This is a genomic window from Pseudovibrio sp. WM33 (genome assembly GCF_001623165.1).
Lineage (GTDB): Bacteria > Pseudomonadota > Alphaproteobacteria > Rhizobiales > Stappiaceae > Pseudovibrio.
The window spans coordinates 131,553-150,801 of sequence record NZ_LMCK01000055.1 but is presented as its reverse complement, the minus strand read 5'-3'; the positions used below and the strand labels follow the sequence as shown (position 1 = coordinate 150,801).

Below are 19,249 nucleotides of genomic sequence, written 5' to 3'. Positions count from 1 at the left end.
CGGGTCATTCACAAAATCATTGGCACAAAATCACTGGCAGAAGATCTCAGGCGGTCTCTTCTTCCAGACGAACCAGCACGTCACGACTGTTCACTTGCGCGCCTTCCTGCGTCCCAAGTTCAGCAACAACACCATCACGCGGTGCCGTCAGCTCGTGCTGCATCTTCATCGCTTCCAGAACCAGCAACACATCTCCTTTAGAGACTTGCGCACCCTGTTCTGTCTTCAAAGCAACAACAGCACCCGGCATCGGCGCAATAATTGAGCTGGAAGCAGCCGAATTGTCTTCTTTCTTGGAACTGAAACTCTGCTCTTCGAAGAACTGCGTCTGCCCTTCCAGCGAGATCCAAAGCTCCCCTTCAGGCGCTTCACTCACAAAGGCAGTGCGGCGAACGCCGTCCACCTCAAAAACAATGCTGCCGCGATCTTCACTCGTTAGAACCCGCAGGTCTTCCCGCGCAGAGACTTGCTCACCATCCAGCTTGATCATTACGGGCAGAGGTGTCGCTGTCGTCCAGCGGCTTTGACCTTTGCTGCGAGCAAACAAACACACGGCGAGATCCCGCATAAGCTCTCGCGTTGCATCAGCTGCAACAGAGCCAAGTTCACGATCATTGAGGAACGCCGTCGTTGCTTTGCCAGCTGCAAACACCTCATCCAGCAACACACTCTTCAGGAAGGAGCCATTGTGAACCAGACCTTGCAAAACCAATTCATCCAGCCCGCGCAGCAGCTTACGCCGTGCTTCATCCCGGTCACTGCCATGCGCAATCAGCTTGGCAATCATCGGGTCGTAGTAGGATGAGATCTCGCTGCCTTGCTCAATGGCACTATCAACCCGAATGGAAAGCTCATTGTCATTCCAGGCCAGCACAGTACCCGTCTGTGGCAGAAAGCCAGCATCCGCATCCTCTGCATAAAGCCGTAGTTCCATGGCGTGACCACTGAAGGAAACATCCTCCTGACTCAGCGGCAAAGGCTTTCCAGCAGCAACATCCAGTTGCCACGCAACCAGATCCTGCCCGGTAATTTCCTCCGTCACCGGATGCTCCACCTGCAGGCGTGTGTTCATCTCCATAAAGTAGAAACTGCCATCTTCAGCCAGCAAAAACTCAACGGTTCCTGCCCCGCGATAGCCAATGGCCCGCGCCGCATCAACAGCAGCCTGCCCCATCGCCGCACGGATTTCCGGCGTAACCGACGGCCCCGGCGCTTCCTCAATCACCTTCTGGTGGCGACGCTGCACAGAACAATCCCGCTCACCCAGATGCACCACATTGCCATGATTATCAGCAAACACCTGAATCTCGACATGACGCGGATTGATCACCGCCTTCTCAAGAATAAGCTCGCCATTGCCAAAAGCATTCTCAGCTTCTGAAGCCGCAGCCGCCAGCTTGTCTTCAAGCCCACTCAGGTCTTCAACCAAACGCAAACCGCGCCCGCCGCCACCAGCAGACGCCTTGATCATCAACGGCACACCAATACGCGCTGCTTCCGCAGCCAATGTCTCCGTAGACTGATCCGCACCAGAATATCCCGGCACACACGGCACACCCGCCTCAATCATCCGCAGTTTGGAAAGCCGCTTGGAGCCCATCAACTCAATCGCTTCCGCAGGCGGACCAATGAAGAACAATCCAGCGTCAGCACAAGCGCGCGCAAACTCTGCGTTTTCTGCCAGGAACCCATATCCCGGATGCACAGCCTGTGCGCCGGTTTTACGGGCCGCTTCCAATATAGCTTCAATATTCAGGTAGGAGTCTGCTGGTGTTGCCCCGCCAATACACGTTGCAATATCAGCGTCTTCAACATGAGGAGCCGTTGCATCAGCCTCGGAATAAACAGCAATACTCCGATAGCCCTTTTGCCGCGCAGTGCGGAACACTCGGCGAGCAATCTCCCCCCGATTGGCGACCAGGACGCTATCAAACATCGAAAATTCCCTTCACAGTGCCAAGATAGTCAGGCATGAGAAAGCAGCTTATTCAGCCGCTTCCTTCTGCATTGCACGGTTCTTCTTTGGGTTTGGCAAAGTGCCATCCAGCTTGGAGATGATGGAAAGCATCACTTCATCTGCACCGCCACCAATGGACGTCAGGCGACTATCCCGCAGGAACTGGCTCACAGGGCTGTCCCACATGTAACCCATGCCACCCCAGAACTGCAGACAGGAGTCCGCAAGCTCACGAGACAAACGGCCAGCCTTCAGCTTTGCCATGGAAGCAAGGCGCGTCACGTTCTCACCACGCACCATGGATTCAACGCACTTTTCAGAAAGCGCACGCAACAGCTCCACTTCAGTGCGCAATTCACCAAGGCGGAAGTGAACCACCTGAAAATCCAGAATGCTCTGGTTGAAGGCTGAACGCTCACGGCAATAATCTTCCGTCAGCTGAATGATGCGGTCCATGCCATCAACAAGCGATAAGGCACACCACAGGCGTTCCTCCTGGAACTGCAGCATCTGGTACATGAAACCAGCACCCTCAGTTCCAATCAGATTGCGTTGAGGAACACGCACGTCATCAAAGAAGATCTGCGCCGTATCAGAAGAGCGCTGACCCAGCTTGTTCAGGCGATCCGATTTGGTGATGCCAGCACTGTCCATCGGCACAACAATCAGCGATTTGTTCTGGTGCTTATGTCCCTCACTGGTGTTCACCAGCATGCACATATAGTCCGCCTGCGTGGAGTTGGTGATCCACATTTTGGAGCCGTTGATGATGTAATCATCACCATCCTTCACCGCGTTACTCTTGATGTTCGCCACATCAGACCCGGCATGGGCTTCAGAAACGCCAACACAAGCCACCATGTCACCAGCAATCGCAGGGGTCAGAAACTCCTTGCGCAGCTCATCAGATCCAAAGCGGGAGAGCGCCGGGGTCGCCATGTCGGTTTGCACGCCAATTGCCATGGGCACACCACCACAGGCACATGCGCCCAGCGCTTCAATGATCATGGCCTGATAGGAGTAATCAAGGCCCATCCCGCCATACTCTTCTGGCTTGTTGACACCAAGAAAACCGAGATCACCCATTTTCTTGAAGAGTTCATGAGCTGGAAAGATTCCTGCCTCTTCCCATTCCGGCACATGCGGGTTGATTTCGGCCTCGACGAACTTGACCACCGCACTTTTCATTTTCCGATGTTCTTCAGTATATTCCATCGTGAAACCCTCATATTGAACTGAACTCAAAGAGCCGAATGGCGCTGCTCTGCCTAGCCGCGCGCGACCCCGAATGCTGTTGGATTAAGCTGACGTTTCCTGGCATCTGCACAAACAGATAGGGCCAATGAGACAACGCGGCGCGTGTCTCTTGGATCAATGATCCCATCATCCCAAAGCCGCGCCGTCGCAAACAGCGCTGTAGTCTCTGGTGACATCTGGTCAACGATCTTCTGTGCCATCTGGTCAGTCATGCCATCTGGAATCTCTTGTCCCATCTTCGCAAACTTCTCTTCGGTGATAATCTTCATCACCGTCGCTGCCTGCTCCGGCCCCATCACGCCAACTTTGGCGGACGGCCATGAGAAGATGAAATCAGGATCAAACCCACGGCCACACATGCCGTAGTTGCCAGCACCCCAGGCACCACCAACCACAATGGTCACCTTCGGAACCGTGGCATTGGCAACCGCCTGGATCATCTTGGACCCATGCTTGACGATCCCGCCTGTCTCCGCATCCCGGCCCACCAGATAGCCAGTGGTATTCATCATGAACAGCAGCGGCGTATTGCTCTGGCAACACAGCTGAATAAATTGCGCAGCCTTCACCGCACCTTGCGGATCAATCGGGCCGTTATTGCCAAGAATACCAACAGCCTGCCCGTCAATGCGGGCATGACCACAAACCGTGGCTCCGCCAAATTCCTTCTTGAAATCAAGGAAGTCAGAGCCGTCCGTGATGCGAGCAATAATCTCGCGCACATCATACGGTTTCTTGGCATCCTCAGGCACGATGCCCAGCAGATCCGTGGCATCATAAAACGGCTGTTTGCCACCCTCCGCTTCCAACGGAGTATCCCAAGGCAGATGATCGACTATCTCACGCGCAGTCTCGACGCCATGAGCATCATCCTCTGCCATGTATTCCGCTGTGCCAGCTGTGTTGTAATGCAGTTCCGCGCCACCCAGCTCTTCATCTGTCGCAATCTCACCCGTTGCCGCTTTCAGCAGCGGAGGTCCGGCCAGAAAGATCTTCGACTTGCCGCGCACCACAACAGTGTAGTCCGACAGTCCCGGCATATACGCACCGCCAGCCGTCGAGGACCCATGCACCACCGTCACCTGCGGAATGCCTGTCGCAGACATACGCGCCTGATTGGCAAACGCCCGACCACCCTCAACAAACAGCTCAGACTGGTACATGAGGTTCGCGCCAGCACTTTCCGTCAGCGCAACAATCGGCAGTTTCTGTTTCTTTGCGATCTCCTGCAGACGAAGTGTCTTCTTCAAGCCCATCGGCGAGATAGAGCCGCCTTTGATCGCAGAGTCTGTCGCCACCACAAGACAGCGCTTTCCAGCAACATAACCGATACCGGCAATCGAGCCGCCGCCAGCAACATTCTTCTTGCCGTCATCGTCATGCATCTTCAGGCCAGCCAGCGTGGAGATTTCCATAAACGGAGATCCACGATCCAGCAGCAGGCTCACACGATCCCGCGGCAACAACTGGCCACGCTTTTCAAACTTCCCGCGCTTGCTCTCGGAGTTCTCCCGAACCTTTGCCTCATACCCACGGAACTCCTCAATGAGAGCTTCCATGAAGGCCTTGTTCTGAGCAAACGCAGCACTGCCGCTATCGACTGAGGAGGTTAACTTGGGCATTTGTCTTTCTCCCAAGCTTTAAGGGCCCTAGGCTTCTCATAGCGATGAAACCCTTGGTATTCCTTCATATTTGCATTGTCGCCAACCGGCATCAGGTTGGTCCAGAGAGGTGCCCCGCCATCCACGCCAATACACTGTCCAGTCATGAACGCAGCTCCCGGAGAAAGCAGGAAGTTCACCAGAGAGGCAACCTCAGCTTCCGTGCCCAGACGACGAGCGAGGTTGTTGTCCGCCATCCGCGCAAACATGGTTTTGATGAAGTTTTCGTCGTAAGTGTCAAAGCCGGAAGACGCGATCCAGCCCGGGGCAACCGCATTCACCCGCACACCTGCCTCGGCCCATTCAACAGCCAGCGTCATGGTCAGGTTCTGCATACCGGCCCGTGCCACACCAGAGTGCGCCATACCCGGCATACCGCGCCACATATCCGCAACGATATTGACAATGGATCCGCCTTTGCTCTTACGCATTCCCTGATTGTAAACTTCGCGCGCCATCAAAAAGCCGCCTGTGACGTTGGTCTCAACAACCGCGTCAAAGCCCTTCTTCTTGATAGAGGCCGCAGGGCTTGGATACTGCCCACCCGCATTGTTCACGAGGCCATGGATCACACCACGCTCCGCGACAATCTTGGCAACAGTTTCGCCAACAGCCTCTTCATTACGAATGTCCAGCGAGTGAGTTGAAACCTCGCCGCCATCCTCACAAATTTCATCAGCCACCGCATCAAGCTTTGCCTGCTTGCGGCCAAGGAGAACGGTATGAGCGCCCAACGCTGCAAGTTCGTGGGCGATACAGCGACCAATGCCACTGCCTCCCCCAGTCACAATCATTGTTTGTCCATCAAACAACCCATCTCGCAGGACTGATGCGTAACGGGACGGTTCATTGCTCATTCCAAATTCTCCCTGCCACTTACGCGGCTTATTCAAACAGAGACCCTCGCCTCAAAATTCCCGGTTTGGGGTGACCGCGTCACCCCAAACCATTGTCAGTCTTTCAGGCCGGCGCACCAGCCGCAGCACCGCATTCATCTTCCCAAACCACCGGGCGATCAGGCATACCCTGCACCACCTCTTGATAGCGATCTTCAAGGCGTGTTCTTTTGATCTTCATGGTCGGGGTGAGATAACCATTCTCAATGGTCCACATGTCGTTTGCGACAATGATGGAGCTCAGTTTCAAATGGCTTTCAACGGCACTGTTAATGCTGTGATAGGTCTCTTCAAGGCTGGTACGCACCTCTTCGCGCGACAGACCATGAGTCATCTCGCTGGAGAGGAACACCACCGCCGCAGGCTGCGCCAAATCGGACCCCATCACACAGGCTTGCTCAACATACGTGTTGTCAAACAGCATGGCCTCAATCGGCACCGGCGCAATGTACTTGCCCTTGGAGGATTTGAAGATTTCCTTCACACGGCCCGTAATACGCAAGAACCCATCTGCATCCTGCTCAACCTTGTCACCAGTATGGAACCAGCCATCTTCAATGGTTTCAGCAGTCAGCTCAGGATCCTTGTAGTATCCCTTGGTCACAGCGTCCCCGCGAATGAGAAGCTCACCTTCATCGGTGATCTTGATCTCAAGCCCTGCAAGCGGCGTACCGATCGTGCCAACCTTATCCGCACGGAATGGGAAGTGAGAGGACGCAAGACCTGCAGTCTCGGTCATGCCCCATCCCTCAGTAATGTTGATGCCTAGCTTCTGGTACCATTCCAGAACAGCCTTGGAGATTGGTGCTGAACCACTCCCGATGAGCTTTGCATTGGTCAGGCCAAGCTGTCCGCGGATTTTCCGCTTCACATACCAGCTCAGGATAGGAATGCTCAAAAGCCTGTCCAGCTTCTTTTGCGGGACCTTGGCAAGGATACTGGACTGGAATTTCATCCAGAGACGCGGAACAGAAATGAACATGGTCACTTCAGCTGCCCGTAAATCCTCCGCAAAGGTGTCCAAAGACTCCACAAAGCTCACGACCACACCAGCATAAAGGCTCACATGCTCAATAAGAGCACGCTCGGTGATGTGCGCCAGCGGAAGATAGGAGATCAGGCGTTCTTCACGGCCCAGTTCCAAAGACTGGGTTGGAGACCATGCGCCATAGGCAATATTGCGCCAGGTGACTTCCACCCCCTTCGGGTTCCCGGTGGAGCCAGAGGTGTAAACAATGGAAAACAGCTCATCCAGCTCTGGCTTGGCCAGCTTGTCTTCTGGCAACGGATCATTCGTTTTGACCAGCTCCGTCCAGCTGTGCTCACAATCTATCGTGTTATAGGGAAGCGCGATTTTGACCACGCCCTCAGGAATACCCTGCTGGCTCGGCGCAAAGTCATCCAGCTTGCCCATAAACAGCGCTTTGATATCTGCATGATTGATGATGTAGCTGATCGTGTCCGCTGAGGCGGTGTAATAAATTGGTGTCGAGATATAACCAGCGGCCTGAATTGCAAAGTCAGCCAGAAACCATTCAGCGCAGTTCTTAGAGAGAATACCAATCCGGTCTCCCGGTTGGAAACCCATTGACTGGAGCGCAGCAGCCACACGCCGGACGGTGTCGTAACATTCCTTCCAGGTGAATTCTATGAACTGCCGGTTCACGGGTTGTCGCAGATAAACCGAGTTTGGTTTATCTGTGGCCCATTTTTGCAGCATTTCAATTGGCAGTGCGTACTGTGTACCCATGTTCCCTCCTCTGATGTGTTGGTTCAGCCTCCCCGCTGGTTCCAACACTATCGTTATTGCGCGATAGACTTCGGCATTATAGTCAGCTCATACGAATATGAGCATACCCTGCATTTCTTCTTCCTTCACCGCATTCGAACATCTGTTATCGGGTAAACGCATACCCCAGAATTTAAGGGGTCATCTAAGGAGCCCAGGAAGGTTTGCGTTTTTGTAAAAACGACTTCACGCCTTCCTGTCCCTCTTCCCCAACGATAGCTCTTGCAAAATGAGCAGCCGCGCTCTGGCGCAACTCTTCCTGTTCAAGGAAAAGCGTCTCCTCAACCACTCGCTTGGTGGCTGCAACAGCGTCTGGAGCACAAGCCAGAACTTGCTTTTTTAAATCCGCTTCTGCTGTCTCAAGCGCTGCCTGATCTGCAACAGCTTCATCGACCAGACCGATGTCAAAGGCCTCGACACCGGTCAGTTTGCTCCCCAACACGAGCATTTTCTTGGCTTTCTGGTAGCCCAGACGTTTGGTCACGTACTGAGCAATCTGAGCAGGCGGCAAGCCAATCCGCGTCTCAGTAAATGCAAATTTGGCGTCTTGCGTTGCGACCACAAAGTCACAGGCACTGGCCATACCAAGACCACCTGCCATGGCGGCCCCCTCCACCAAAGCAATGGTCACTTGCGGCTGATTGGCGATCATTCCAAAAAACGCTGCAGCTTCCAGACTGATCTTTTGTGCAATCGCCTCGGCCTCATCACCACCAGCCATGATCTGCTGGAAGGACTTCAGGTCTCCGCCAGCACAGAACACACCGCCAGCACCAGTGAACGTGATGCCACGCACGCTGCGGTCGTCCTGCACATCCCGCAGAACCCTGGAGATTTCAGCAATCACCTCACCTGTCAGCGGATTGCGCTTCTCGGGCTGGTTCAAAGTGATGGTCATCCAACCATCTTTTTGAGCCACAAGAACGGCAGAAGTTGTTGAAGCATCACTCATCACATCACCTCCTGCGCAATGGACTGCGGAACCGGAACACTCCGGGTCAGCAAGATCTGGCTGTATGCCTTTGCTTGCGGATCCAGCCTCAGGCTGGCAATGCCGCCGCCGCCAAGCACATCATCAATCAGGAAATTCAGCGCATGACAGCCCGGCAGATAGAAACGAGCCACCTTGCCCGGATTGAAATGCGCAAAGGTCCGCGCAACAGCCTCTTCACTCAGGGCAGCCGCAATCCACGGCAACCACTCTGCTTTCCGCGCAATCACGCCGATGTTCGCTTTATCGCCCTTGTCACCACTACGCGCATAAGCCAGCTTGATCAGCGGAACATCAATCAGCGCATCATCAGACGCAGCTACTTGCGGAACCTCGGCACTCTCAGCTGCCGCTGCCACACCTGTCGCAATCACAGGCTCAAACGGAACAGGCGCTCCTTCCAGAGAAACCTGAGGTGATACCGCCGACTGCTCAACAAGGAATGAGAACAACCGCACAACAGGCGACGGCTTAGGCCGACCACCGTTAAACGTTGTCATCCCCGGAGCAACAGACAGCCCCAATCCGGTCAGCTCACGCAAAAGCAAACCGGCAGCACGCTGGTCCACATGCCGCGCTGCAATTTTCAGGACAACTTCTTCATAGGTGCCCCGGCTCACAGAAGCTGCGCCAACCTGAGATCCTGCCCCCACGATCTCAACGGAAACCTCTTGATAGCCGGGCGCACCAAGCTTTTTCATCACTGTCTCGGCACGGCCAAGAGCAAGGTCCGCAAACGCCTGCGCCTTCTCACCAGCATCAAAGCCCACGTATGGGATCATCAACCCAATACGGAACCCATCCGCCCAGGTTGCTGAAACCTTCAGGCTCTCAGGCGCTGAACGCCCTTTCGCACCAGAAACATGCACACAATCAGCTGCTTTCGCCTCAACCGTCACCTGCGAAAAATCACAGGTCACGTCAGGCAGCAAATAAGCTTGCGGATCACCAATCTCATAGATCATTTGCTCAGCAACAGTGCCAACGCTCACAAGCCCGCCACTGCCATCTGGCTTACTCAGATCACAGCTGCCATCTTCATAAACTGTCGCAATCGGATAACCGATCTTCTTCACATCCAGCACATCCCGCCAGTCCGTAAAGTTGCCGCCAGTAACCTGCGTCCCGCACTCCAGCAGATGTCCAACGAGGCTACCTGCTGAAAGGCGGTCATAGTCCGCCCAGTCCCAGCCAAAAGCATGCGCACATGCAGCAAGGGTCAACGCACTGTCAGCACACCGCCCTGTAATTACAATGTCAGCACCAGCGTCCAGAGCCGCAACAACAGGCTGCGCGCCAAGGTAAGCATTGATGGAGGCAACCTTCTCTGACTTCGGGAAGGCCTCATGAGAGAACATCTCTGTCACACCGGCAGCCTGATACGTCCCGGCCTCCGCCAACAGATCATCACCAGTGACAATCGCAACCTTCAGATCCAGCTTCTGCGCAGCAATCAATTCACGGATCTTGGAGGCACAACTCTCAGGATTAACACCACCAGCATTGCTGAGAATTTTCGTCTTGGACGCGGCAATAGCCTTCAGGTTCAAGCCAAGCACCTGCTCAACAAAATCCGTCGCATATCCAAGATCAGGAGACTTCTGACGCGCCCTTGCCATGATGGAAAGAGTGATCTCTGCCAGATAGTCGTAAACAATGTAATCGAGCCCTCCAGCGCGCAACAACTGCCCGGTTGACGCACTAGAGTCACCCCAAAAGCCGCAAGCCCCCCCAATGCGAATTGGCTGCTTACGTTTACTAGAGCCTTGATTTTCCGTGGTTTTCATGGTCATTTTAACGGAAACCTCTTTTACATACCAAACGTACGGTATATACTAGTTCCCAATACGTCAAGTGTTTCAGAGAAAACCCCTTCCTAAGGCTAAGGTTGATCATGGTAAGCAAGTTGGACAAGAAGAAGCAGCGCGGTGAAAACACACGCAAAGCCCTCATTAAGTCGACCATCGATTGCCTCGACCGGCTCGGCTATGCAGAAACCTCGATCAATCGCGTGCTGGAAGGCGTTGATGTCAGTCGCGGTGCCCTGATGCACCACTTCCCCTCCAAGGAAGATCTGGTGATTGGAACGGTCGACTTCCTGCTCTCAAGAATTCTGCGCCACTACCAACAGGAAAGCCCAAACTCTTTCCCCTTCGCGCAGGTAACGCATTCTGGTAACGGAACACTCGCCGACGCACTCGTAACCTATTGGAAAAACATCATCGACACACCAGAGGGGCGCGCCTTCTCTGAAATCATCATGGCAACCCGCACGGACAAGGCCTTGTCCCTGCGCATCTCACCCAAACTGGAAGATTGGAATGAGCAGCTCAATCAGTTCTTCCTGCCACCGGGTTTAGATAAAGAGGCCGTTGAAGACGTAACCCTGACCCTCCTCATCTGGCGCTCTTTCATCCGCGGCATGATTTTCCAGCAGGAGTTCCACAGCAACCCGGATTACATCGAAAAGATCATCCGCAAGTTCGCCATGATCATGGAGCCGCATCTGAAGCTGGCTCAAACGCAAAGCGACACATAACAAATGAGAGCCAGATCGCTCTCCATGGCCACCAGACAATCGCTCTTGGCAACTTGACCCAAATGCCCTCATTTCCATTAAGCTCAGCCTAGTGATACTGCTAAGTCCCACGGGGCTTTAATCCTTTAAGGCACTGCAAAGGCATATGATCTGCGCTGGTGAAACGCGTGCGCGCTGGATCAGGGAGCCTTTTGACCAATGGACGAGGCATCAAACACACCACAACCCAATACCACCTCCCCCACGGAGCAGGATCCAGTCTGCGGCATGCCGGTGACAATCACTGACGACACCCGCTCAGCTGATTTTGCCGGAAAGACCTACCACTTTTGCTCCGATAAATGCTTCAATAAATTCGACGCTGATCCCTACTTCTACGCCTCTGGCAACAGCAAAAAGCAGCAGGATACTCAGGCACAGGATGTCGATTACACCTGCCCCATGCACCCGGAGATAATCAAAAAAGGCCCCGGCGAATGCCCTATCTGCGGCATGGCACTGGAGCCCATGACAGTCACCAGCGATGACGAACCCAGCCACGAACTGGTTGATTTCACCAGACGCTTCTGGCTCAGTGCAATTCTCTCAATTCCCTTGCTCGCCATCACCATGGGCCCCTTCATCGGCCTCCCATTCCGCGAATGGATCGGCGAACCCACAGCCATCTACGTAGAGTTTGTCCTCGCAACACCCGTTGTCCTGTGGGCAGGCATCCCGCTCTTCAAACGCGGCCTCAAGTCTATCACCACATGGAACCTCAACATGTGGACACTCATCACCCTGGGCGTTGGCGCCGCCTACCTTTATTCTCTGGTGGCAACCTTCCTGCCCGGCCTGTTCCCCCCAAGCATCCGCGCTGCCACAGGCCATCCGCCGGTCTATTACGAAGCCTCAGCTGTCATCCTTGCTCTGATCTTCATGGGGCAAGTGCTGGAAATGCGAGCCCGTGAGCGCACAGGTGATGCCATCCGCGCCCTGCTTGACCTTGCTCCCAAAACCGCCCGCCGCGTGCTGGAAGACGGCACAGAATATGATGCCCCCCTCGAGAACATCATGACGGGCGACAAGCTCCGTGTCCGCCCTGGAGAGGCAGTCCCTGTCGATTCTCGCGTCGTCGATGGTCAATCCTATCTGGATGAAAGCATGATCACCGGTGAGCCCATCGCCCTTGAGAAAAACGTCGGAGACACGGTCACAGGTGGAACACTCAACAAAAACGGAACGCTGATCATTGAGGCAACAAACGTCGGCGCGGATACCATGCTCTCCAAAATCGTCACCATGGTCTCCTCTGCCCAACGCTCACGCGCGCCCATTCAGGGCATGGCAGATAAAGTCTCGTCCTACTTCGTCCCCACCGTGGTCAGCATCTCCATTCTCTCATTCTTCATCTGGTTGGTTGTCGGCCCGGCACCATCCCTGTCTTACGCCGTCATCGTCGCCGTATCAGTGCTCATCATCGCCTGCCCGTGCGCCCTCGGCCTTGCCACGCCCATGTCCATCATGACTGCCAGTGGCCGGGGTGCACAGGCAGGCGTGCTCATCAAAGATGCCACTGCGCTGGAGCTCATGTCCAAAGTCGATACGCTCATTGTCGACAAAACAGGAACCATCACAGAAGGCAAACCGACCGTCACCTCAATCCAGTCTTTCTCTGAGGGTTACACCGAGGACCAACTCCTCCACATCGCGGCCTCCATCGAAAAAGGCTCCGAGCACCCGCTGGCAGAAGCAATCGTCCATGCCGCCTCAGCCAAAAAGATGTCCTTATCCAACTCTGAGGATTTTGAGGCCCACACCGGAAAAGGCGTTAGCGCGAAAGTCGAGGGCCAACTCTACGCCATCGGCAATCCGGTCATCTTCAACCTCACCGACAAGGTCTCTGAGGACATGAAGCAAAAGCACCAAACCCTGAGTGCTTCAGGCAACACCAGCATCTATCTGTCAAATGAGCAAGGCATCATCGGTTTGATCGCCATTTCCGATCCAATCAAGGAAAACGCAACGGAGGCCATCAAACAACTGCATGAGGCTGGCATCAAAGTCGTCATGGCAACAGGAGACAATGCCCTGACAGCCAAAGCCGTCGCCAACTCTGTCGGTATTGATGAGTTCAAAGCAGAAGCCCTACCGGAAGACAAGAAGACACTGGTTGATCAACTCCACGCATCCGGAGCAATGGTCGCCATGGCTGGCGACGGCGTCAACGACGCGCCTGCCCTCGCATCAGCCGATGTAGGGCTGGCAATGGGAACAGGCGCAGATGTCGCTGTCGAAAGCGCAGGCATCACACTGCTGAACGGCGATCTCACCGGCATTGTGCGTGCCCGCAAGCTCGCCATCGGGTCATTGCGCAACATACGCCAAAACCTCTTTCTGGCATTCGTCTACAACTCCGCAGGTGTCCCCATCGCAGCAGGCATTCTCTACCCCTTCACCGGAGCGCTGCTTTCACCCATGATCGCAGCGCTGGCCATGAGCCTCTCTTCCTTCTGCGTGGTGATGAACTCCTTGCGGCTTAAGCACTTAAAGCTCTAATCCGCCACCGTCAGGATTTCAGACAAAGGCTTCTTCAGCTTTGCCACGGCAGGCACTTTGGCATCTTCAGCCGGGTGACCAACTGCAATGATCATGATTGGTTTTTCAGAGTCAGGGCGATCCAGCATACCATTCAAAAACTTCATCGGGTTCGGCGTATGGGTCAGCGAGACCAGTCCTGCATGGTGCAGCGCCGTCAGCAGAAAACCACAAGCAATGCCAGTGCTTTCAGGCACGTAGTAGTTTTTGTAGCGCGTCCCGTCTTCAAACTGCCCCCAACGCTGTGCAAACACAACAATCAGCCATGGCGCATCTTCCAGGTGAGGCTTGTCATCGTTAGTTCCAATCGGCTCAAGCGCTTTGATCCACTCGTCGCCCGCACCGCCGTCATAAAACCGGCGCTCTTCTTCTTCCGCACCATCCCGGATACGCTTCTTAAACTCAGGCTGTGAGATCGCCACAAAATGCCAGGGCTGATGGTTCGCACCAGAAGGAGCCGTACCAGCCGTGCGAATGCACTCTTCAATAACCTCTCGGGCAACAGGACGATTAGAAAAATCCCGAACCGTATGGCGACGCTTCATCTTGTCATAAAAGCCTTTCACAGCTTCAAGCATCTGCTCATCGCTCAGGTCCAGACGATCCGGCAAATCCACTGGCTCATAGGTAATGTGTTCTTTGGCAAACATCCTGTTCCCCCGCTTTTCAGGTATTCTTTTGCTTTCCCTCACAAGCCAAACCGACGACAGCCTCCCAGCGTCCTACAGCCCATGTAAGGTCTCAGCGAAAACTAACGGAAGAATACGGCTAAATCTATTGAACTTGCCTCCAGAAAGCGGAACCGGCCTCTAAAACCCCATCACAACGATCCATCCGGCACCCAACGGCGAGATACCTCCGTGCTGTTCTCATAACTGGCCTCAAAGATTGGCGCAGCCAGTGTCGCCCGCACATGCAGCGCTCCCTCACCCACATTACAAAACCCATGCAAACGCCCGGCAGGGATCAGGACACTCTGATTACTTGTCGCAACATACCGCTCATCCCCGCAAGTGATCTCCGCAGTTCCGTCAATCACCTCCAAAAGCTCCTCCACCGCATGCAGGTGCAACGGAGCCCCACTTCCGGGCTCACACCACTGATCAAAAATACAAAGCTGATGCGCACCATTCACAGCAGAGACCCTCATCCGCGTCACCACCCCACCCCGCCACTCTTCCAGTTCCTGCGCATTATGATCAATAAGAGCCATCACAGACCTCCATCTTCCAAACCTGCTCTGACAAGAAACGTAATCACCAAAAGCAAACATCTTCGAAATCAGGTTCAAGTCACCGTCCGTGTCTTGATAAAACAACGCAACGAATTGAAAGAAAAACTAAAACCTATCTCACACGTCTTCAACCTATCTTGGCTGAAGTGCTTTTCAGGCATGACTGGAAACGTCAGCGAGTGAGGATATGTTTCTCAGCGACAGAGCAAAGGATTCAATTAAGGTTGGGTTAGCAATGGTGATCGCTTACGCCATTGCGCTCTACATGGATTGGGACCGCCCGTATTGGGCTGGTCTGGCCGTTGCATTTATCTCGCTGGAAACATCAGGACAATCCTTCAACAAAGGCGCGCAGCGCATTGCCGGGACACTCATTGCGGCGGTCGCAGCACTCCTGATCCTCTCCCTTTATCCGCAACAACGCTGGATGTTTATGGTTGTCTTATCCAGCTTTGTTTTAGTTTGCACCTATATGAAGAGCACAACACGAAACGCCTATTTTTGGAACGTGGCAGCTTTCGTAACAATTATTGTGGTTGTGGATTCATCAACAAGCAATGAGCCTGCCTTCTATACCGCAATGCTGCGGATTGAGGAGACTGCTTTAGGCGTGATCACCTACAGTGTGGTCTCAGCTGTCCTTTGGCCTAAGACATCAGCGAAAGCGCTTTACAGCACAGCCAGCCACCTGAGCCACGCTGCCCTTGGGATTTTTCAAGAAACATTGGACAACGGGTTCTCACGCGCTCCCCAACAGTACCTGAAGCAACAAGGCGACTTCTCATCATTACAGGCCAGATTCGAGGAGCTTTCCAATATTGCCCAACTCGAAAACTATGAAATCTGGGAAGTTCACGATTTATGGAAAGATGCCGCGAAACTGTGGGTTGATTACGAACGGGCAATAGAAGCGTGCCGGCAAAACATAGGTGACGTTCAAACAATTGAGCTTGAAAAACACCTGCCTTGGCGCACCCAATACATCAATGAAGTAGAGCAGCGCTTAACGGCTATCACCAAGATGTCTTTGGGAGAGCATTCGGACTACACCAGCCCACAACGCGAACTTCATATCAATAAAACCAATACTGCAGGTCTCAAGCAACTCGAAAAAGCAGCCCTGTCACTTTACGTCAATCAACTCACAAACATCGAACATATTACATATCAGCTATATGAGATAAACGCCGTCATATTTGGCTTGCGCCAACGTACTGACACCACCTTTAAAGTCGCGCCTACGCCTAAAAAGCACATCATAAATATCGGCGCTTTGAAGGGGGCTTTTCGCGCCTTCCTGTGTCTTTGGATCGCTTATATCGCCTATATCTATTCCCCAAATCTTCCAACTGGCCCCGTACTTTTGATCTTAGTAGGCGTGTATAGCATCTCCCTATCAACCGACCCGTATATCAGGCCTCTCAGGTTGTTGAAGATTGGCGTTTCATCAAACATATTCGCAGCCTGCATCTACCTTTTGATAATGCCGCATTTGCATAGTTTCTGGTCTCTTGGGGCTGTCATTTTCATATCAGTATTTTCCATCTCCTATTTCTTTCATTCACCTGAGGCAACTTTGGGAAGAATGTTTGGCTTGGCGAATTTCGTAATGACAACAGGCATAAGCAACACCCAGACATACAGCTTCAATTATGCAGTCGATCAATTACTCGTTTTCATCATAGTCGTGGCAATTTTTGCGTGTGTGTCTACATTCACATTTAACCTGCGCCCAGAGGTTCAATATCTCAACCTGCTACGCCGCTTCTTTAAAGGTGCAAGCTATCTTTTGTCAGATCAGAAAAACAAACACACAACAAAGGATTCCGCTTGGCAACGCTACCTCAGACGACACTACATAAACGAGATCGAAAGCATCCCTCATATCATTCGAGGCTGGATACCGGAGATCTCTCAAGACATTGAGAAAAGTGAACTGATCAAGATCACCGTTGTTCTTGAGGCACTTTCCATTCGCCTGTCAGTCCTGATGGATGAGTTCAAAACTGCTGAAAACAGCCAACTTTATGAGACGCTAAAGCATGACATTCATGGCTGGAGCACTCAGCTGATGACTGACTTCACAAAACTGGTGGAAGAGCCCTCATGTGAAACGTTAGAAGCGACTTTAAAACTACGCGAAACAAGACTCCCGGAAATAGAAGATAAAATCTCAAAGGCAGAGCAAGAACAGAGTAAATATGATGGAGAGTTAGGGGAAAGATTAAATATCTATCGCATTCTTGGAGGTATTCGCAGTGTTTATCAGGCATTAGAAGACTATGAAGAGCAATCTCAAAAAGTCGATTGGCCTTATCTGAAAGAAGTTCGTTTCTAAAGGAGTATGCGTCAATGAATGGATATCCTGGTGAATGGGCCATTGGGGCCGTTTACTTCCCCCCATTTCTGATCGCGTCTTTCTTAGGTTTGCTTCTCAGCTGGATCACATCACGTTTGTTAAACAGATACCGGCTTTCCAGATTCCTCCTCTATCCACCCGGCGTCTTCCTGGCTTTGGCCGTCATCTACACCGCAGTAATTGGAAGTTGGGTCATTCCGATATGAGAGCATTGAAACCCATACATAAAGCAATGATAACGGGCACGATCGTTGGCGTCGCAGTTCTCGCCTTCGCTTATAAATATTATGCCTACTTGCAAAATCCATGGACACGCGATGGTCAGGTCAGAGCGAACGTTATCCAAATCGCAACCCGCGTTTCCGGCCCAATCGTAGACCTTCCAATCAAAGACAATCAAAGCGTCCAAGCAGGGCAACTGCTTTTCCGCATCGATCCAAGAACATTTGAAGCAACCTTTGCTGAGAAGAAAGCGGATCTTGATCAAACGATCGATCAACTCAACGCGCTTGGAAAAGAACGCGAAGCCTCAGAAGCAAACGTTGCCCAGTATCGCTCGAACGTGGAGCAAGCCAGTTCAGAACTTCGCTCCTCCATCGCCACCCTGAAAAACATCAAGGGAAATCTGGACCGGAACGCCAAGCTGCTCAAAGACGGTTATGTCACGCAGCGCACATATGATCAGATTGAAAAGAGCTATATCGTCGCCCTCTCAGACACCGAAAAAGCTCAGTCGGGTCTCGCTCAAGCAGAAGCAGCTCTTGTAGAAGCTCAAGCCTCCCTTGCCAAGGTCATTGCAACACTTGGCGCAACAGGCGATGAAAACGCACAACTCCGCTCTGCAAAAGCAGCGTTACGCATGGCTGAGTTAGACCTTGGCTTCTCTCGTGTATCTGCACCTGTATCCGGCTACGTCACCAACCTTAACCTACGCCTGGGCAGTCAAACCGTTGAAAATGAGCCAGCCCTTGCCCTCGTAGATATTACCAGCTTCTGGATCGACGCCTACTTTCCAGAAACAAAAATCAGCAGGATCAACATCGGCGATAAAGTCATCATGACCCTGATGGCCTATCCTGATCAGGTGGTTCACGGAGAGGTCGAAAGCATCGGCTGGGGCATTTCTCAATCCGATGGCAGCACAGGCTCCGATCTGCTCCCTAACATCAACCCGACCTTCGAGTGGATACGCCTCGCCCAACGCATCCCGGTCCGCGTCAAAATCGCAGACATCCCCAAAGACATCCTCCTCCGCGTCGGCACCACCGTATCCGTCCTGGTCCTAACCAACACCGCCGCCGACAAATCCACCCCAGATGAACCCCCAGCACCGCTGTTGTTTCAGTAAAGCAAGTTACTCCCCCTCTATCCCCCTGTTCATTTCAAAGAGATCTTTGAGGCTCATTGGGACACGAGGGGATATCTTTTCTCTCACCCCTTACAGCAATTAAAGCCTGTGTGACTCCTATGCATACTTTCTTCGCAACCAGTGCAAAGTCCCTTAGGTCAAGGTATGCTCAATTTCACCACTTCACCGACTTAGCAGCACAATCTCAGTACAAATAACGCTAACAAACGCACATAAGAACGCAACGCACTTCCGACTGCGATCCAGTCCAAAAACACTATCTATAGCAACAGCTGCGAGCGCCACTACTTATTCGCTATTGAGGTCAAAGCCGCCCCTCTCGCGGCACTCCCCTTCTCTTTGGGATACACGGAGGGTAGTGCTTGTCTCATCACAGCATTTGTAGGCAATCCGTTTCAATTCCTTGAAGTCGTTGCTTTGGTTTCACTGAGGCCAACTGGTAGGCGTATATTCAGGGATAAGGGAGTGCTTCGGTTCTGGCGGTTTGGAGCTTTGCTCGCTGTGTTTTCAGCACGTTCATTCAGGACAGCCTAATTCCAAAACGCAAAAAGCCCCCATGCTTTAAGCATTGGGGGCTTTTGTCTGATATGTTGTTCTGTTTATTTTGTAGAGATTTGTCG

The 19,249-nt window shown here is 52.9% G+C and carries 14 protein-coding genes; 5 read left to right on the top strand and 9 right to left on the bottom strand.

The features are described from left to right. Nucleotides 1-46: 46 nt before the first annotated feature. From PsWM33_RS10445 to PsWM33_RS10415, 7 genes are all read right to left on the bottom strand, one after another. Nucleotides 47-1,936, bottom strand: coding sequence for an acetyl/propionyl/methylcrotonyl-CoA carboxylase subunit alpha (locus PsWM33_RS10445; protein ID WP_063300166.1), 1,890 nt, complete (start codon nt 1,934-1,936; stop codon nt 47-49). Between the two features lie 48 nt (nt 1,937-1,984). Next, a complete protein-coding gene (locus tag PsWM33_RS10440; protein WP_063300165.1) occupies nt 1,985-3,172 on the bottom strand; it encodes an acyl-CoA dehydrogenase family protein in 1,188 nt (395 codons plus the stop codon). A 53-nt stretch (nt 3,173-3,225) separates the two neighbouring features. Next, the gene (locus PsWM33_RS10435; RefSeq protein WP_063300164.1) at nt 3,226-4,836 is read right to left on the bottom strand and encodes an acyl-CoA carboxylase subunit beta; all 1,611 of its coding nucleotides are present in this window, start codon (nt 4,834-4,836) and stop codon (nt 3,226-3,228) included. After that, nucleotides 4,824-5,732: an SDR family oxidoreductase gene (locus tag PsWM33_RS10430; protein ID WP_063298419.1), complete on the bottom strand. Its 909-nt coding sequence runs from the start codon at nt 5,730-5,732 to the stop codon at nt 4,824-4,826. The genes PsWM33_RS10435 and PsWM33_RS10430 overlap by 13 nt, the downstream gene beginning before the upstream one ends. A 103-nt stretch (nt 5,733-5,835) precedes the next feature. Further along, nucleotides 5,836-7,521, bottom strand: coding sequence for an AMP-binding protein (locus tag PsWM33_RS10425; protein ID WP_063290133.1), 1,686 nt, complete (start codon nt 7,519-7,521; stop codon nt 5,836-5,838). A 184-nt stretch (nt 7,522-7,705) separates the two neighbouring features. Next, nucleotides 7,706-8,512, bottom strand: a complete 807-nt coding sequence (locus PsWM33_RS10420; protein WP_063300163.1) for an enoyl-CoA hydratase/isomerase family protein — start codon at nt 8,510-8,512, stop codon at nt 7,706-7,708. After that, a complete protein-coding gene (locus PsWM33_RS10415) occupies nt 8,512-10,344 on the bottom strand; it encodes an acyclic terpene utilization AtuA family protein (protein WP_063300162.1) in 1,833 nt (610 codons plus the stop codon). Before PsWM33_RS10415 ends, PsWM33_RS10420 begins: the two co-directional genes overlap by 1 nt. A gap of 101 nt (nt 10,345-10,445) precedes the next feature. Here PsWM33_RS10415 and PsWM33_RS10410 point away from each other — a divergent pair, with 101 nt between their 5' ends. Next, nucleotides 10,446-11,090: a TetR/AcrR family transcriptional regulator gene (locus tag PsWM33_RS10410; protein WP_063300161.1), complete on the top strand. Its 645-nt coding sequence runs from the start codon at nt 10,446-10,448 to the stop codon at nt 11,088-11,090. A gap of 198 nt (nt 11,091-11,288) precedes the next feature. Further along, on the top strand, nt 11,289-13,628 hold the full coding sequence (locus tag PsWM33_RS10405; protein ID WP_063300160.1) for a heavy metal translocating P-type ATPase: 2,340 nt from the start codon (nt 11,289-11,291) through the stop codon (nt 13,626-13,628). On the opposite strand, the gene PsWM33_RS10400 is transcribed toward PsWM33_RS10405, so the two are convergent. Continuing rightward, complete coding sequence (locus tag PsWM33_RS10400; RefSeq protein WP_057461220.1) at nt 13,625-14,317, bottom strand: nitroreductase family protein; 693 nt, start codon at nt 14,315-14,317, stop codon at nt 13,625-13,627. The genes PsWM33_RS10405 and PsWM33_RS10400 overlap by 4 nt on opposite strands. A 170-nt stretch (nt 14,318-14,487) precedes the next feature. Beyond that, complete coding sequence (locus PsWM33_RS10395; protein ID WP_063300159.1) at nt 14,488-14,880, bottom strand: cupin domain-containing protein; 393 nt, start codon at nt 14,878-14,880, stop codon at nt 14,488-14,490. A gap of 208 nt (nt 14,881-15,088) precedes the next feature. On the opposite strand from PsWM33_RS10395, the gene PsWM33_RS10390 reads away from it, so the two are divergent. The 3 genes from PsWM33_RS10390 to PsWM33_RS10385 are packed head-to-tail and all read left to right on the top strand — an operon-like array spanning nt 15,089 to nt 18,608. Then, nucleotides 15,089-17,239 (top strand): FUSC family protein, encoded by a 2,151-nt coding sequence (locus PsWM33_RS10390; RefSeq protein ID WP_063300158.1) that lies wholly within the window; start codon nt 15,089-15,091, stop codon nt 17,237-17,239. A gap of 14 nt (nt 17,240-17,253) precedes the next feature. Further along, nucleotides 17,254-17,466 carry a DUF1656 domain-containing protein gene (locus tag PsWM33_RS26765; RefSeq protein ID WP_082596670.1) on the top strand — a complete coding sequence of 71 codons (213 nt, stop codon included), beginning with the start codon at nt 17,254-17,256 and terminating at the stop codon, nt 17,464-17,466. After that, nucleotides 17,463-18,608 carry an HlyD family secretion protein gene (locus PsWM33_RS10385; protein WP_063300157.1) on the top strand — a complete coding sequence of 382 codons (1,146 nt, stop codon included), beginning with the start codon at nt 17,463-17,465 and terminating at the stop codon, nt 18,606-18,608. The genes PsWM33_RS26765 and PsWM33_RS10385 overlap by 4 nt, the downstream gene beginning before the upstream one ends. The last annotated feature ends 641 nt before the right edge of the window (nt 18,609-19,249 follow it).

Bases quoted from the DNA above. Each gene is read 5' to 3' on its own strand.
- PsWM33_RS10445 (WP_063300166.1), bottom strand. From the start codon at position 1,936: ATGTTTGATAGCGTCCTGGTCGCCAATCGGGGGGAGATTGCTCGCCGA.
- PsWM33_RS10440 (WP_063300165.1), bottom strand. From the start codon at position 3,172: ATGGAATATACTGAAGAACATCGGAAAATGAAAAGTGCGGTGGTCAAG.
- PsWM33_RS10435 (WP_063300164.1), bottom strand. From the start codon at position 4,836: ATGCCCAAGTTAACCTCCTCAGTCGATAGCGGCAGTGCTGCGTTTGCT.
- PsWM33_RS10430 (WP_063298419.1), bottom strand. From the start codon at position 5,732: ATGAGCAATGAACCGTCCCGTTACGCATCAGTCCTGCGAGATGGGTTG.
- PsWM33_RS10425 (WP_063290133.1), bottom strand. From the start codon at position 7,521: ATGGGTACACAGTACGCACTGCCAATTGAAATGCTGCAAAAATGGGCC.
- PsWM33_RS10420 (WP_063300163.1), bottom strand. From the start codon at position 8,512: ATGAGTGATGCTTCAACAACTTCTGCCGTTCTTGTGGCTCAAAAAGAT.
- PsWM33_RS10415 (WP_063300162.1), bottom strand. From the start codon at position 10,344: ATGACCATGAAAACCACGGAAAATCAAGGCTCTAGTAAACGTAAGCAG.
- PsWM33_RS10410 (WP_063300161.1), top strand. From the start codon at position 10,446: ATGGTAAGCAAGTTGGACAAGAAGAAGCAGCGCGGTGAAAACACACGC.
- PsWM33_RS10405 (WP_063300160.1), top strand. From the start codon at position 11,289: ATGGACGAGGCATCAAACACACCACAACCCAATACCACCTCCCCCACG.
- PsWM33_RS10400 (WP_057461220.1), bottom strand. From the start codon at position 14,317: ATGTTTGCCAAAGAACACATTACCTATGAGCCAGTGGATTTGCCGGAT.
- PsWM33_RS10395 (WP_063300159.1), bottom strand. From the start codon at position 14,880: ATGGCTCTTATTGATCATAATGCGCAGGAACTGGAAGAGTGGCGGGGT.
- PsWM33_RS10390 (WP_063300158.1), top strand. From the start codon at position 15,089: ATGTTTCTCAGCGACAGAGCAAAGGATTCAATTAAGGTTGGGTTAGCA.
- PsWM33_RS26765 (WP_082596670.1), top strand. From the start codon at position 17,254: ATGAATGGATATCCTGGTGAATGGGCCATTGGGGCCGTTTACTTCCCC.
- PsWM33_RS10385 (WP_063300157.1), top strand. From the start codon at position 17,463: ATGAGAGCATTGAAACCCATACATAAAGCAATGATAACGGGCACGATC.